The 14,874-nt window shown below is 74.3% G+C and carries 11 protein-coding genes; 8 read left to right on the forward strand and 3 right to left on the reverse strand.

Translation table 11 applies throughout. The annotated features are described in order from the left end of the window. Positions 1-27: 27 nt before the first annotated feature. Positions 28-528, forward strand: a complete 501-nt coding sequence (locus ACTMS9_RS16625; protein WP_441165381.1) for a GNAT family N-acetyltransferase — start codon at positions 28-30, stop codon at positions 526-528. A 78-nt stretch (positions 529-606) separates the two neighbouring features. On the opposite strand, the gene ACTMS9_RS16630 is transcribed toward ACTMS9_RS16625, so the two are convergent. Further along, entirely contained in the window at positions 607-2,343 is a 1,737-nt protein-coding gene (locus ACTMS9_RS16630; RefSeq protein ID WP_441147942.1) for a hypothetical protein, read from the reverse strand. A 338-nt stretch (positions 2,344-2,681) separates the two neighbouring features. Here ACTMS9_RS16630 and pseB point away from each other — a divergent pair, with 338 nt between their 5' ends. The 7 genes from pseB to ACTMS9_RS16665 are packed head-to-tail and all read left to right on the forward strand — an operon-like array spanning position 2,682 to position 9,945. Further along, on the forward strand, positions 2,682-3,665 hold the full coding sequence (gene pseB / locus ACTMS9_RS16635; protein WP_441147941.1) for a UDP-N-acetylglucosamine 4,6-dehydratase (inverting): 984 nt from the start codon (positions 2,682-2,684) through the stop codon (positions 3,663-3,665). Then, entirely contained in the window at positions 3,662-4,822 is a 1,161-nt protein-coding gene (locus ACTMS9_RS16640) for a DegT/DnrJ/EryC1/StrS family aminotransferase (protein WP_441165382.1), read from the forward strand. The genes pseB and ACTMS9_RS16640 overlap by 4 nt, the downstream gene beginning before the upstream one ends. Before the next feature lie 11 nt (positions 4,823-4,833). Further along, entirely contained in the window at positions 4,834-5,670 is an 837-nt protein-coding gene (locus tag ACTMS9_RS16645; protein WP_441165383.1) for a hypothetical protein, read from the forward strand. Further along, positions 5,667-7,481, forward strand: a complete 1,815-nt coding sequence (locus ACTMS9_RS16650; protein ID WP_441165384.1) for a class I SAM-dependent methyltransferase — start codon at positions 5,667-5,669, stop codon at positions 7,479-7,481. Before ACTMS9_RS16645 ends, ACTMS9_RS16650 begins: the two co-directional genes overlap by 4 nt. A gap of 17 nt (positions 7,482-7,498) precedes the next feature. Beyond that, positions 7,499-8,230, forward strand: coding sequence for a cytidylyltransferase domain-containing protein (locus tag ACTMS9_RS16655; RefSeq protein ID WP_441165474.1), 732 nt, complete (start codon positions 7,499-7,501; stop codon positions 8,228-8,230). Continuing rightward, the gene (locus ACTMS9_RS16660; RefSeq protein WP_441148126.1) at positions 8,227-9,297 is read left to right on the forward strand and encodes a PseG/SpsG family protein; all 1,071 of its coding nucleotides are present in this window, start codon (positions 8,227-8,229) and stop codon (positions 9,295-9,297) included. The genes ACTMS9_RS16655 and ACTMS9_RS16660 overlap by 4 nt, the downstream gene beginning before the upstream one ends. Before the next feature lie 12 nt (positions 9,298-9,309). Continuing rightward, positions 9,310-9,945, forward strand: coding sequence for an alpha-ketoglutarate-dependent dioxygenase AlkB (locus ACTMS9_RS16665; protein ID WP_441165385.1), 636 nt, complete (start codon positions 9,310-9,312; stop codon positions 9,943-9,945). A gap of 198 nt (positions 9,946-10,143) precedes the next feature. Here the strand turns inward: ACTMS9_RS16665 and ACTMS9_RS16670 are convergent, their stop codons facing one another. Next, positions 10,144-12,630, reverse strand: coding sequence for a DNA gyrase/topoisomerase IV subunit A (locus ACTMS9_RS16670; protein ID WP_441147936.1), 2,487 nt, complete (start codon positions 12,628-12,630; stop codon positions 10,144-10,146). A 31-nt stretch (positions 12,631-12,661) separates the two neighbouring features. Further along, a complete protein-coding gene (locus tag ACTMS9_RS16675; protein WP_441165386.1) occupies positions 12,662-14,773 on the reverse strand; it encodes a DNA gyrase/topoisomerase IV subunit B in 2,112 nt (703 codons plus the stop codon). Positions 14,774-14,874 lie beyond the last annotated feature (101 nt).

Here is a 14,874-nt window from a genome sequence, read left to right on the forward strand (position 1 = left end):
GCAGGAATCGAACGGAAAGAGGTCGGCGTGCTGCGTGAGGCGACCGAGGACGACGTTAACCTGATGTTGTCCTGGCGTAATCAGGAAACCAACCGGCAGGTCAGCAAGAACAGTCACGAGATCACCGCCGAGGAGCACGCCGCGTGGTGGTCGCGGGTGCGCACCGACCCCACCCGCCGGGTGCTGGTGTACGTCCACGACGGCCGGCCGTGCGGCGTGGTGACCTTCTTCGACCTGCGCCTGGCCGGTCCGCGTACCGGTTCCTGGGGCTTCTACCTGGACGCCGAGGGGCTGGCCGAGCGGGGCGAGACGCTGCCGGCCTGGCTGGCGGTGATGCGGGCGGCGGTGGACCACGCCTTCGACGAGTTGCGGCTCGACCGGCTCGACGGGGAGGTGCTGGCCGACAACACGGTGGTCCGCCAGATGAACCGCCGCTTCCGGTTCGTCGAGGGCAGTGCGGAACAGCAGGTGCACGACGGGCGGGAAATCACCGTCGTCCCCGTTTCGCTGCATCGGGAGAATCGTTGACGGCGCTGATGTCGACAATTGTCCGCCGCGCATTAACCGGCCGGCCATTTCCCGTTCATCGAGGTCGGGAAAGAATCGTCAGCCGCGCCGCCAGGCCGCCCAGTGCTGGCCCGGATTGCCGCCGAGGCGGACGAAGCCGTAGCGGGTGCCGTCCCAGTCGTCCGCAGCGCCGGGCGCCCAGCGGGCGAAGACCACGTCGGCGGCGGCCGGCGGCCGGTCGCTGAACCACCGCACGTCGCTCCAGGTCACCTGGTGGCTCAGGTTGAACCGCAGGATGTAGTGCACCCCGACGGAGGCGTAGACCCGCTCGCCGGGCCGTACCCCGAGGTCGGCGACGCGCGGGGTCGGCGCGGTGGCCGCCACCATCGGCCGGACCAGCCGGTCGGTGATCACCTGCATGGTGCCGAGGTTCACCACGACCAGCACGGCGAGCACCGGCACCCGCAGCCTCGGCACCCGGACCGCGGCGACCAGCAGCAGGCAGGCCACCGCGCCCACCGCCGCCCCGGTGAACGGGCGGAACTCGCGCCAGCCGCCGGTCAGCGCCATCAGGTCGGGGGCACCGAAGCCGCCGTAGCGCAGCTCGTGCCCCCGACTCGCCACGTAGGCGAGCCGGGCGGCGATCAGCGCCGCACCCCCCACCAGCAACGCGACCGCGACGGCCGCCCGGGCCAGCAGCACCCGGTACGCCACGGTGAGCAGCACCGCCACCCCAACCAGCAGCCAGAACGGGGCCAGCATCTGCACGTACCGCCCGTAGATGGCGTCCAGCGGCTTGGTGGTGATGCCGGCCAGGATCACCGACGCGCCGCCGGCCACGCCGACGCTCGTCACCAGGGCGACGCCGAGCGTCCAGCGGACGGCCGGGTCGCCCCCGCGCCGGCGCAGCTCGCGCACCGCGGCGGCCCAGGCGATCCCGGCCATCCCGAAGGTGATCACCACCAGGTACCAGAGCTGCGTGGCGACGGCCGCCCCCAGCCGCAGCAGCCCCTGCCCGGAGGCGACGGCCCGGACGGTGCCGCCGCCGGGCGGGTTGCCCAACAGGTAGACCCGGTCGCCGAGCAACCGGATGCCGACGGCGTTCACCAGGGCCAGGGCCAGCACGGGCAGCACCGCGGCCAGCGCCTGGCCGAGGGTGACCCGGCGGCGGACCAGCAGCAGCAGGACCAGACCGGCGTGCACCGCCACGATCACCAGGCCCCGGGAGTGCAGCAGGTGGAACGCGCCGACCAGCGTGCCCACCGTCGCGGCGGCCAGCACTCCCGGCCGGGCGACCCACCGGTGCACGGCCAGCAACCAGGCCAGCACCAGCGGCGCCAGCACCGCGTCGATCATCGCCACCTCGGCGTAGAAGGCGGTGGCCGGCAGGGTGGCGGCCACCGCGGCGGCGACCAGCGCGTACGACCGGCGCAGCGCGAGCAGCCGACGCGCCAGCAGGTACGCCAGCGGCAGCACGGTGGCGTTGACCGCCGCGTTGATCAGCTGCACCAGGCGGTAGCTGTCGGTGAAGTCCCGCTCGCCGAGGAACGCCGGGGAGATCAGCATCGGGTAGCCGACCCGGCGCAGCGGGCCGTTCTCGCTGCTGAAGCCGCCCGGCCCGCCGGCCAGCGCCCGGGCGGTGTTGAGGTAGCTGTCCTCGTCGGTGTGCGCGATCGGCAGGGCGACGTGCCGGGCCAGCCACATCCGCCAGGCCACCCCGGCGAGCCAGCCCAGGACCAGCAGCGCCGGCACCAGCCAGCGCCGCCGGGCCGGCGCCGCCGGCGCCTCGACCGGGTCGGCCGGGTCGGCGACCCGGTCCCGTACGTCGGACGTCATCTCGTCTCCTGGTCGCTGGTGAGCGCGCCGGCCGCGCGGCGGGGCGCGGCGGGCGGGTCGGGCGGAGGGGTCGTGGCGGGCGGCGCGGGGCCGGAGGGCGACCGGGCCGGGGGCCGGCCGTCGCGTACGCGGGGCCACTGTAGCCAGCACAGTTCCCGCCGGTCAGCCGCTCGGCGGGGGCGACGCAAGTGTTCGCCTGCCGGGTGTCCGGCATTCACGGGACCAGCGCGGGCGGTTCACCCGGGCGCGTCGGGGTGTTAACCCGCCGTGGCTAGCGTCCGTCCGGTCGCGTGGCCCCCGGCCGCCGACGCACAACCTGCGATCATGGGAGCACCACATTGAGCGAGCTGACGGGATCCTCCATCCTGGTCACCGGCGGCACCGGTTCCTTCGGTAGGACCTTCCTCCGGCACATCCTGGCCGAGGCCGACCCGGCCCGGGTGGTGGTCTTCTCCCGCGACGAGCTGAAGCAGTACGAGCTGCGCCAGCAACTCGGCGACGACCCGCGGCTGCGCTGGTTCATCGGCGACATCCGGGACCGGCACCGGCTCACCCGGGCCATGCACGGCGTCGAGCACGTGGTGCACGCGGCGGCGTTGAAGCAGGTGGACACCGCCGAGTACAACCCGTCGGAGTTCATCGCCACCAACATCACCGGCTCCCAGCACGTGGTGGACGCCGCGATCGAGGCCGGCGTCAAGAAGGTCATCGCGCTCTCCACCGACAAGGCGTCCAGCCCGATCAACCTGTACGGCGCCACCAAGCTGGTCGGCGACAAGCTCTTCGTCTCCGCCAACCACTACGCCGCCCAGCACCCCACCCGCTTCGCCGTGGTCCGCTACGGCAACGTGGTGGGCAGCCGCGGGTCGGTGGTGCCGCTGTTCCGCCGGCTGGCCGCCGAGGGCAAGAGCCTGCCCATCACCGACAAGCGGATGACCCGGTTCTGGATCACCCTCGACCAGGCCGTCCAGTTCGTCATGGACAGCTTCGACCAGATGCAGGGCGGCGAGCTGTTCGTGCCGCGCATCCCCAGCATGCGCATCCTCGACCTGGTCGAGGCGGTCGCCCCGGACGCCACCACCCACGAGATCGGCATCCGGCCGGGCGAGAAGCTGCACGAGGAGATGATCGCCCCGGACGACAGCCGGCGGACGCTGCGCGCCAAGGACCGGTTCATCGTCCAGCCCACCATCGCCACCTGGGGCTACCAGCCGCCGGTCGGCTGCGAGCCGGTGCCGGACGGGTTCGCGTACCAGTCGGACACCAACGACGAGTGGCTGAGCGTCGAGCAGCTGCGCGACATGCTCGGCCTCGGCGCGTGACGGCGATGCTGCCGTACGGGCGGCAGTCGGTCACCGCCGACGACGTCGCCGCCGTGGTGGCCGCGCTGCGCAGCGACTGGCTCACCACCGGCCCGCAGGTCGACGCCTTCGAGACCGACCTGGCGAGCTGGACCGGCGGGGTCGGCTGCGCGGCGGTCTCCAACGGCACCGCCGCCCTGCACGTCGGGTACGCGGCGGCCGGGGTGGGCCCCGGCGACGAGGTGGTGGTGCCGCCGATGACGTTCGTCGCCACCGCCAGCAGCGCGGTGGCGCTCGGCGCGAAGGTGGTCTTCGCCGACGTCGAGGAGGAGACCTTCACCCTCGACCCGGCCGCGGCGGCCGCCGCGACGACCTCGCGTACCCGGGTGGTCTCCGCCGTCGACTACGCCGGCCACCCGGCCGACTACGACGCCCTGCGCGGCGCCCTCGCCGGCAGCGACGCGCTGCTGCTGGCCGACGCGGCGCACTCCATCGGCGCCACCTACCGGGGCCGGCCGGTCGGCTCGCTGGCCGACCTGACCACCTTCTCGTTCTTTCCCACCAAGAACCTGACCACGGCCGAGGGCGGCGCGGTCGCCGCGCTCGACGCGGAGCTGCTGACCCGGGCCCGCCGGTTCCGCAACATCGGGCTGGTCCGCGAGCGGGACGCGCTGCGCTGGCCGGACGAGGGCGGCTGGCACCAGGAGGTGCACGAGTTCGGCCTGAACTACCGGCTGCCCGACGTGCTCTGCGCGCTCGGCCGCAGCCAGCTGCGCCGGCTCGGCGACTTCCTCGCCGCCCGGGACCGGCTGGTCGCCCGGTACGACGAGGCGCTGGCCGACCTGGACGGCGTGCGGCGGCCCGGCCGCCGCTCGTGGGCCGCCCCGGCCTGGCACCTCTACCCGATCCGGGTGCTCGACGGCCGCCGCCGTGAGGTGTACGACCGGATGCGGGCCGCCGGGATCGGCGTCCAGGTCAACTACCTGCCCGCGCACTGGCACCCGGCCTTCGCCGACCTCGGCTACCGGCGCGGATCCTGCCCGGTGGCCGAGTCGTTCTATGAGCAGCAGCTGTCGTTGCCGCTCTTCCCGAGCCTGACCGACGCCGACCAGGATCGCGTGATCGACGCGCTGGGCGCGGCGCTGCGGGGCGTCACGGCACGTCCCGCCGCCGCCTGACGGGGGAACCGATGCACCACGCGAACCATTTCTACGGCCACGCGCACGTGCTGGCCCGCTACTGCGGGCTGGGCGACGGGCACCCGCCCCGGATCAACGGGTACGTCCAGCACGGCTGGAACATCGGCGACGGGCTGGCTCCCGGCCACCCGTACGCCGAGTTCACCCCCAGCCTGCTCTGGTCCGAGCAGACCCGGCGGCGGGCCTGGTCGGTGGGGCGGCGCAACGTGGTCACCGTCGGCGCGCCGTTCACCTACCTGCTGTCGCTGCGCCCGCAGGACCCGCCGGAGGCGGAGCGGGCGGGCACCATCTGGTACCCGTTCCACGGCTGGGAGGGCCAGCACGTCAAGGGCGACCACAAGGAGCTGATCGCCCGGATCCGGGCCACCGAACCCGGCCCGGTCACGGTCTGCCTCTACTGGCACGAGTACGGCATGCGCCGGGTGCGCCGGCTCTACGAGAACGCCGGCTTCCGGGTCATCTGCCACGGCTACCGCGGCCACTGGTGGAAGGACACCGACCCGCTCTTCCTCGACAAGCAGCTCACCGAGCTGCGCCGGCACAAGCGGGTCGCCTCCAACCGGCTGACCAGCGCGATCTTCTACGGCATCGCCGCCGGCTGCGAACCCGCCGTCTACGGCGACCCGATGATCCTCGCCGCCGAGGACCCGACCTTCGGCGGCACCGCCCGGATCCGCCGGCAGTGGCCGGAGCTGCACGGCGAGTCCGTCGACCTGCCGACCGCCGTCGAGATCGCCCGCGCCGAACTGGGCACCGACCACCGCTGTACGCCGGCCGAGCTGCGCGAGCTGCTCGGGTGGGCGAACCTCCAGGAGGAGAAGAGTTGACGACTGAGACGGCGGCCCGGATCGCGCTGCCCGGCGGGGAGATGCTGGCCTGGTCCGACCTGCCGGAGGAGCGGCTGCCCGACGGCGGGCCGCTGGCCGCGCTGACGGCCCGGGTCGTACCGGCGGGGGCGCGGGTGCTGCTGGCCGGGCCGCACGACCCGGCGCTGCTGACCCGGCTGGCGCACGCGGAGGTGACCTGCCTGCTGCGCAGCCACCCGGACGGGGTGGCGCTGGCCGAGCGGGGCGCCCGGGTGGTGGTGGGCGGCCCCTCCGGCCTGCCCGCCGGCGAGACCTTCGACGTGGTGGTGGCCGCCGCCGGGCTGGACGCCGTGGAGTCGGTGGAGGGCCCCCGGCTGGGCTGGGACGGCGTGCTGGACCGGCTGGCGCGGGCACTGCGCCCGGGCGGCAAGCTGCTGCTGCGGCTGGACAACCCGCTCGGCGTGCACCGGCTGGTGGCCACCGCCCCCTGGTACGCCGACCGCGCCGACTCCGCCTGGACCATCGGCGGGGTGCTCGACACCGACCGGCCGGCCAACCGGGAGCAGTTGCGCGACCGGGTCACCGGGGCGGGACTGCGGCCGGCGGCCTGCTTCGCGGCGTACCCCGATCCGACCGCGCCGACCGCGCTGGTGGCCGCCGACGAGCTGGACCGGCGGACCACGTCGGGGCTGTTCGACGCGGTGCTGCACGGTGCCTGCGCGGACGGCGCGGCCACCGTGCTCCAGGACCCGGCCCGGCTGGCCGTCGACGCGCTGCACGCGGGCCTCGGCTCGGCGCTGGCGCCGGGCTGGCTGCTGCTCGCCCACCGGCCCGCCGACCCGGACACCGGCCCGGCCGACCCGTCGCCGGCCGCGCTGCCCGTGGCGCTGGTGCAGACCGGGCCGCCGGGGATCGGCGTGGTCGAGGTGGTCGACGGACCGGACGGCTGGCGGTGGCGGGTGGGCGGCCGGGTCAGCCGGCCGGAGCCGGCGCCGTTCGCCACCCGCGAGGCGGCCTACCGGGACGCGGGCGCGCTGGACGGGCCGGTCCCCGAGGGGCGGCTGCTGCGCACCCTGCTGCTCGACGCCTGCCTGCGCCGCGACCTGGACACCCTGCGCCGGCTGCTGCGCGGGTACGCGACCTGGCTCGCCGCCGGCGCCGACTCCCACGGTCGACTGGGCGGCGCGGTGGCCCTAGCCAGCACGGACAACGTGGTGGTGGCCGGCGACGAGCACGCGGTGCTCGACCCGAGCTGGCGGGCCGCCGCGCCGATGGACGTGGACGTGGTGCTCGCCCGGAGCCTGTGGCGGTTCGCCGCCGCGCTGCTCACCGGCGGGTACGCCCACCCCTGGCCGTCCACCCTGGACGTCGCCGGCCTGACCGTGGTGCTCGGCGGCCTCGCCGGCCGGGAGCTGGACCGGCGCACCGTCGACGCGGCGATCGAGGCGGAGGCGGCGGTCTCCGCCGCGCTGCGCGGCCTCGACGCCGACGGGCGGGTCCGCCTCGCCACCGAGCTGCGCGCGGTCGAGCCGACCGACCCGCCGGCCGGGCCGCGCAGCTACCAGCAGCTGCGCGAGGCGTGGCTGCGCCAGCGGGAGGAGCTGACCCGGCTGGGCGCGCTGCTCAAGTGGACCGAGGAGCTGCTGACCTCGCGGGAGCGGGCGTTGCGCCGGGCCGACGCCACCATCAACCTGCTCAGCGGTTCGCTGAGCTACCGGGTGGGTCGGCTGGCGATCACGCCGGCCCGGCTGGCGAAGCGGGGCGCCCGTGCGGCCAAGCGCCGCGCCCGGGAGGCGCTGAACCAGCGCGGGCCGCGGGAGGAGCAGCAGTGAGCGGGGAGGTCGGGTCGGTGCCCCGAATCGTGGGGATCGTGCAGGCGCGGATGGGCTCGTCCCGGCTGCCCGGCAAGGTGCTGCGCCCGCTGGCCGGGCGCAGCGTGCTCGGCCGGGTGGTCCGGGCCGCCCGGGACAGCGGCGTACTCGCCGACCTGGTCGTGGCGACCAGCACCGACGCTGTCGACGACGCGGTGGCGGCCGAGTGCGACCGGCTGGGCGTGCCGTGCCACCGGGGCCCGGTCGACGACGTGCTGGGTCGCTTCGTCGGCGCCCTGGACACTTACCCCGGTGACGCGGTCATGCGGTTCACCGCCGACTGCCCGCTGCTCGACCCGGAGATCATCGCGCTGGTGGCGTCGGTGTACCGGGCGGTGCCCGGGCTCGACTACGCCAGCACCTCGATCGCCCGTACGCTGCCGCGCGGGCTGGACGTCGAGATCATCCGGGCGGACGCGCTGCGCACCCTGGACCGGCTCGCCACCGACCACCACCGGGTGCACGTCACCTCGTACGCGTACACCCACCCGGAGCTGTTCCGGGTGCTCGGGGTGACCCTCACCCCGGACCGGTCGGCGCTGCGGCTCACCCTCGACACCGAGCAGGACTGGGCGCTGGTGCGCGCGGTCACCGACCACTTCGGCGACGTCAGCGTGCCGCTGGCCAAGCTCGCCGACTGGCTGGACGGCCAGCCCGCCCTGCGCGCCCTCAACGCCGACGTACGCCAGAAGCGCCTGGAGGAGTCCTGAACCCGCCACGGATCGGGCTGCGCTGCGACGCCGGGCCCCGGCGCGGCGTCGGGCACCTGGTCCGCTGCCTGGCCCTCGGCGAGGAGTTCCTGGCCCGGGGGGCCCGGGTGGAGCTGTTCGGCACCGTCGAGCGGATCGGCTGGGCGCAGGCGCAGCTGGCGGCCCGGGGCATCCCGGCGCACCGGGGCCCGGACACCCCGGCCGGGCTGGTCGAGGCGGCCCACCGGCACCGGCTGGACGCGATGGTGCTCGACTCGTACGAGCTGGACCCGGCCGGCGCCGGGGCGCTGCGCGCGGCGGGCGTGGTCACCCTGGCGGTGGTCGACGGCGACACCCGGGGGCAGGACGCCGACCTCTACCTGGACCAGAACTTCGGCGCCCGGACCGACGCGCCCGCCGGGCGGCTGCTGGCCGGCACCCGGTACGCGCTGCTGCGCGACTCGGTGATCGGCGCCCGGCCGGCCGCCCCGAGCCAGGCCGCGCCGGTGGACCGGCCCCGGGTGCTCGCCTTCTTCGGCGGAACCGACGCGCTCGGCGCCGCCCCGGTGCTGACCCGGGTGCTGCTCGCCACCGGGCACCCGATGGAGCTGACCGTGGTGGTGGGCCGCCCCGACGTCGAGGCGGAACTGGAGGCGCTGACCCCCGGCCGGGGCCAGTCGCTGCGTCCGGTCCCGCCCACCGACGAGCTGCCCGCCCTGATCGGGGCGGCGGACCTGGTGGTCAGCGCCGCCGGCACGTCCACCTGGGAACTGTGCTGCCTCGGGGCGCCGTCGGCGCTGGTCTGCGTGGTGGACAACCAGCGCGAGTCGTACCGCCGGGTGGTGGACCACGGGCTAGTCGCCGGCCTGGGCGAGCTGCCGGAGCTGGCCGGGGCCGGGGTGGCCGGGCGGGCGGCCCGGGCGGCGGCCGCGCGGACCCTGACCGGCCTGCTCGGCTCCCCCCGGCGGCGGGCCGCGCTCGCCGCACGGGCCTGGGCCACCGTCGACGGGCGCGGCCGGGCCCGGGTCGCCGACGCGCTGCTCGACCTGGTCCAGCGCGGCGATCGTACGCCTGTACTAAACCGCTGATATGGTGGCGGCATGACGCAGGCCGCCTACCAGCCGTCGATGCTCGACCTCGCCGACGCCGGTCCGTCGCTCGGGCCGCTGCCGGGCGCGCTGCGCCGGCACGTGCTCACCCGGGGCGCCTGGGTCGACCACCTCCCCGGCTGGGTGCGCGGCTCCGACGCGGTGCTCGACACCCTGCTGACCGAGGTGCCCTGGCGCGCCGAGCGCCGCACCATGTACGACGCCGAGGTCGACGTCCCCCGTCTGCTCTGCTGGTACGCGGGCGGCCGCCCGCTGCCGCACCCGGTGCTGACCGAGGCCCGCGAGGCGCTGACCCGGCACTACGCCGCCGAGCTGGGCGAGCCCTTCGTCACCGCCGGCATGTGCCTCTACCGCGACGGCCGGGACAGCGTCGCCTGGCACGGCGACACCCAGGGCCGGTCGGCGCACACCGACACCATGGTCGCCATCGTCTCGTTCGGCTCGCCCCGGCCGCTGCTGCTGCGCCCGCGCGGCGGCGGCGCCAGCCTGCGCTTCCCGCTCGGGCACGGCGACCTGGTGGTGATGGGCGGCTCCTGCCAGCGCACCTGGGAGCACGCCATCCCCAAGACCGCCCGTCCGGTCGGCCCCCGCGTCAGCGTCCAGTTCCGCCCCACCGGCGTAGCCTGACCCACCCCACCCCACCCCACCCGGTCCCGGCACCACCGCCCCCCTCTCGGCTCGGTGATCACGAAGTTGTTGTCGCGACACGCCGGTGGGCAGGGCGACAACTTCATGATCGACGCGGGGACAGCGGCGGCGCGGGGGATGCGGGGGATGCGGAAGGGGCCCGGGGGCGTCAGCCTCCGGGCCCCTTGCGCGTGCGGGTCAGCGCTCGATGAGGTGGCCGAGGACCGTGGGGCCGAGCATGACGGCGAAGCCGCTGCCGTCGCGGCGCGGGTCGGCGGGGGGCAGCTCCACCGGGTCGCCGGTGGCGGTCGCGCCGACCGGCCGGGCGCCGACCCAGGCGACCACCAGGTCCGTCTCGCCCTTGAGGAAACGCTGGGCGCGCACGCCGCCGGTCGCCCTCCCCTTCGCCGGGTACGCCCCGAACGGCGTCACCTTGACCGTCGCGCCGGTGGAGGTCACCACCATCGGCTCCCCGTGCCCGGGGTCGTCCGTGCGGACCGCCCCGAACCAGACCACCCGCGCCCCGTCGGGCACGTTGACCCCGGCCATGCCGCCACCCTTGAGCCCCTGCGGGCGGACCAGCGTGGCGGCGAAACGCAGCAGCGACGCCTCCGAGGTGATGAAGGTCAGCGCCTCCTGGCCGTCGGTGAGCCAGGTCGCCCCGACCACCTCGTCCCCCTCGCGCAGGCCGATCACCTCGAACTCGTCCGAGCGGACCGGCCACTCCGGCGCGCAGACCTTGACCACGCCCTGCCGGGTGCCGAGCGCCAGGCCCGGCGACCCCTGCGCAGCCGCCCCGAGCGGGGCCAGCCCGACCACCGTCTCGCCGGCCTCCAGCGGCACCAGCTCGGCGGCCGACATGCCGCCGCGCAGCGAGACCGTGCCGGCCTGCTCCGGCAGCACCGGCAGCGGCAGCACGTCGATCTTGAACGCCCGGCCGGCGCTGGTCACCAGGAGCACCCGGCCCCGGGCGGTGGTGTGCACGACGGCGCGTACCGTGTCGTGCTTGACCCGGCCGTTGCGCCGGCGCCCCTCGGCGGCCTCCTCCGACTCGGCCGCGGTGCGGGCCACCAGCCCGGTCGCGGAGAGGATCACCTGGCAGGGGTCGTCGGCCACCTCCAGCGGGCCGGCCGGCACCGACGCCGCCAGCACCTCCTTGAGGTCGCCGTCGACCAGGGTGGTACGCCGCGGCGCGCCGAACTGCTTCACCACCGCCGACAGCTCGTCGGAGACGACCTTCTTCAGCACCTTGTCGTCGTCGAGGATCTTGGACAGCTCGGCGATCTCCCCGCGCAGCTTCTCCTGCTCGGCCTCCAGCTCGATCCGGTCGTACTTGGTCAACCGGCGCAGCGGAGTGTCCAGAATGTAGGTGGCCTGGATCTCGGAGAGCTTGAACTTCTGCATCAGGCCGTCCTTGGCCGCCTGGGCATCGTCGCTGGCCCGGATCAGCCTGACCACCTTGTCGATGTCGAGCAGGGCGATCAGCAGGCCGTCGACCAGGTGCAGCCGCTCCTCGCGCTTGCGCCTGCGGTACGCGCTGCGCCGGGTGACGACCTCGTAGCGGTGGGCCAGGAAGACCTCCAGCAGCGCCTTCAGCCCGAGCGTGCGCGGCTGGCCGTCGACCAGCACCAGGTTGTTGACGCCGAACGACTGCTCCAGCGGGGTGAGCCGGTAGAGGTCGGCCAGCAGCGCCTGCGGGTTGACGCCGACCTTGCACTCGATGACCAGGCGGGTGCCGCTCTCCCGGTCGGTGAGGTCCTTGACGTCGGCGATGCCGGTCAGCCGCTTGGTCTTGGTGACCTCGTTGGTGATCGCCGCGATGACCTTCTCGGCGCCGACGCCGTACGGCAGCTCGACGACGGTGATCGCCTGCCGGCCCCGGCTGCCCTCGAGGGGGCCAATCTCCACCTTGCCGCGCATCCGCACCACGCCGCGTCCGCTCTCGTACGCCCGACGCACCTCGTCCAGGCCGAGCAGCAGACCGCCGGTGGGCAGGTCGGGGCCGGGAACGAACTCCATCAGCTTGTCGAGGTCGGCGTCCGGGTGGTTGATCAGCCAGCGGGCGGCGGAGACCACCTCGCCGAGGTTGTGCGGGATCATGTTGGTCGCCATCCCGACCGCGATCCCGGACGCGCCGTTGACCAGCAGGTTGGGGAAGGCGGCCGGCAGCACGGTGGGCTGGGTCAGCGAGCCGTCGTAGTTGGGCTCGACGTCGACGGTGTCCTCGCCCAGCTCGCCGACGAGCAGCATCGCCTCGCGGGAGAGCCGGGCCTCGGTGTAGCGCGCGGCGGCGGGGCCGTCGTCCGGGGAGCCGAAGTTGCCGTGCCCGTCGATCAGCGGCGCGTTCAGCGAGAAGTCCTGGGCCAGCCGGACCATCGCGTCGTAGATCGCGGTGTCGCCGTGCGGGTGGTACTTGCCCATCACGTCGCCGACGACCCGGGCGGACTTGACGTGCCCCCGGTCCGGCCGGTGGCCGGCCTCGTGCATGGACCAGAGGATGCGCCGGTGCACCGGCTTGAGCCCGTCGCGCGCGTCGGGCAGGGCGCGGGAGTGGATGACCGAGAAGGCGTACTCCAGGTAGGAGTCGGAGACCTCGGTGACCAGCGGGTTGTCGAAGACCCGCGCGCCGGCCTGGTCGAAGGCGGACAGGTCCACCTTGGCGCGGTCTTCCTTGCGGCGTGCCATCGTCAGCTCTCCCCTCGAACGGACCCGGTGCTCATGCGTCGATCGCTTCCCGGTCGACCCGGTCGGAGGAGTCGATCAGCCAGTTGCGGCGCGGCTCGACCTTCTCCCCCATCAGCAGTTCGAGGATCCGCTCGGCGGCGTCGACGTCGTCGAGGGTGATCCGGCGGACCGCCCGGGTGGCGGGGTTCATCGTGGTCTCCCACAGCTCGTCGGCGTCCATCTCGCCGAGGCCCTTGAAGCGCGGGATCGGGGTGACGATCTGCTTGCCGGCCTTCTCCAGCTTGCGGACCGTCGCCTCCATCTCGGCCTGGGTGTAGGTGTAGATGGTCTGCGGGTTGCGCCCCTTGGTGGTGATCTTGTGCAGGGGCGGCATCGCGGCGAAGAGCCGACCGGCCTCGATCAGCGGCCGCATGTAGCGGGCGAAGAGCGTGATGAGCAGGGTACGGATGTGCGCGCCGTCCACGTCGGCGTCCGCCATGATCAGGACCCGGCCGTACCGCAGGGCCGACAGGTCGAAGGTACGCCCCGAGCCGGCGCCGAGCACCTGCACGATCGCGGCGCACTCGGCGTTGTCCAGCACCTGCTGGAGGTTCGCCTTCTGGACGTTGAGGATCTTGCCGCGGATCGGCAGCAGCGCCTGATACTCCGCCGACCGGGCGAGCCGGCCGGTGCCCAGGGCGCTGTCCCCCTCGACGATGAACAGCTCGCTGCGGTCGATGCCGGCCGCGCGGCAGTCGACCAGCTTGGCCGGCATCGACGCGCCCTCCAGGGCGGTCTTGCGCCGGGCCGCGTCCTTCTGCTGCTTCTGGGTGAGCCGGACCCGCGCCGCGTCGACGATCTTCTGGAGCACCGTGCGCGCGTCGGCCTTGGTGCGTCGGTCCTCCAGCCAGGCCTTCAGGTGCTGCTCGATCAGGGACTGCATCACCTTGGTGATGCCGGCGGTGGAGAGCTCGTCCTTGGTCTGTGAGGTGAACTGTGGCTCCGGGATGCGCACGTGCACCACGGCCGTCATCCCCTCCAGGACGTCGTCCAGGGTGGGCGGCTCCTCCTTGGCCTTGAGCAGGCCCCGCGTGTTGCGTACGGCGTCGGCGAGGGTGCGCGCCAGCGCCCGCTCGAAGCCCTTGCGGTGGGTGCCGCCGTGGGCGTTGCGGATGGTGTTGGTGAAGCACTCCACGGTGCGCTCGTAGCCGGTGCCCCAGCGGAGGGCCACCTCGACCTCGGCGCGGCGCTGCACGTTGGACTGCATCACGCCGTTGGCGTCGGCGGCGTTCTCCCGGTAGGTGCCCTCGCCGGTGACCAGCAGGGTGCCGGAGACCGGCCGGTCGCCGGCCGGGGCCAGGAACTCGACCATGTCGGTGAGGCCGTTGGGGAAGTGGAAGCGCTCCTCGGCGGGCTGCTCACCGGTCTCGTCGCGCAGCCGGTAGTCGACCCCGGGCACCAGGAAGGCGGTGTTGCGCAGCTTCATCCGGACGGCGTCGACGTCGAGCGTCGCGCCAGTCTCGAAGTAGCGGGCGTCGTGCCAGTAGCGGATCGAGGTGCCGGTGCGCTGGCCGCGCTTCATCGCCCCGACGATCTGGAGGCCGGGACCGGCGGTGAACGGGGCGTCCGGGCCGTCGCCGTCGAAGATCCCCGGCACGCCGTGCCGGAACGACATGGCGTGCACCTTGCCGCCGCGCCGGACGGTGACGTCGAAGCGGCGGGAGAGCGCGTTGACCGCCGAGGCGCCGACGCCGTGCAGGCCGCCGGAGGTCTTGTAGCCGGAGCCGCCGAACTTGCCACCGGCGTGCAGCCGGGTGAGCACCAGCTCGACCCCGGAGATGCCGGACTTGGCGTGCACGTCGGTGGGGATGCCGCGGCCGTCGTCATCGACCTGCACCGAACCGTCGGCGTGCAGCGTCACCTCGACCTTCCTGGCGTGACCCGCGACACCCTCGTCGGTGGAGTTGTCGAGGATCTCGTTGACGAGGTGACCCACGCCACGGCTGTCGGTGGAGCCGATGTACATGCCGGGACGCTTGCGGACGGCGTCCAGGCCCTCGAGGTGGGTGAGGTCGTCGGCCCCGTAGAGGGTCTCAGGCTGTGCGGTCAACTGGTCGTACTCCCAGGTCTCGGCGGTGTGGTGCCGCTCACCGTCTTGATCCACCCTGACTCGATCTCCACGCGCGGCGCGCCGCAGCGAGCCTAGCCGCACGCCCCGACACAACCGCGCAGCCCCGCTGGAGCCATCGCGAACGGGGCGCGCGT

The organism is Micromonospora sp. L31 (assembly GCF_052068075.1).
Lineage (GTDB): Bacteria > Actinomycetota > Actinomycetes > Mycobacteriales > Micromonosporaceae > Micromonospora > Micromonospora purpureochromogenes.

Excerpts from the sequence above, each read along its gene's own strand:
- ACTMS9_RS16630 (WP_441147942.1), bottom strand. The coding sequence starts at position 2,343 with ATGACGTCCGACGTACGGGACCGGGTCGCCGACCCGGCCGACCCGGTC.
- ACTMS9_RS16665 (WP_441165385.1), top strand. The coding sequence starts at position 9,310 with ATGACGCAGGCCGCCTACCAGCCGTCGATGCTCGACCTCGCCGACGCC.
- ACTMS9_RS16670 (WP_441147936.1), bottom strand. The coding sequence starts at position 12,630 with ATGGCACGCCGCAAGGAAGACCGCGCCAAGGTGGACCTGTCCGCCTTC.
- ACTMS9_RS16645 (WP_441165383.1), top strand. The coding sequence starts at position 4,834 with ATGCACCACGCGAACCATTTCTACGGCCACGCGCACGTGCTGGCCCGC.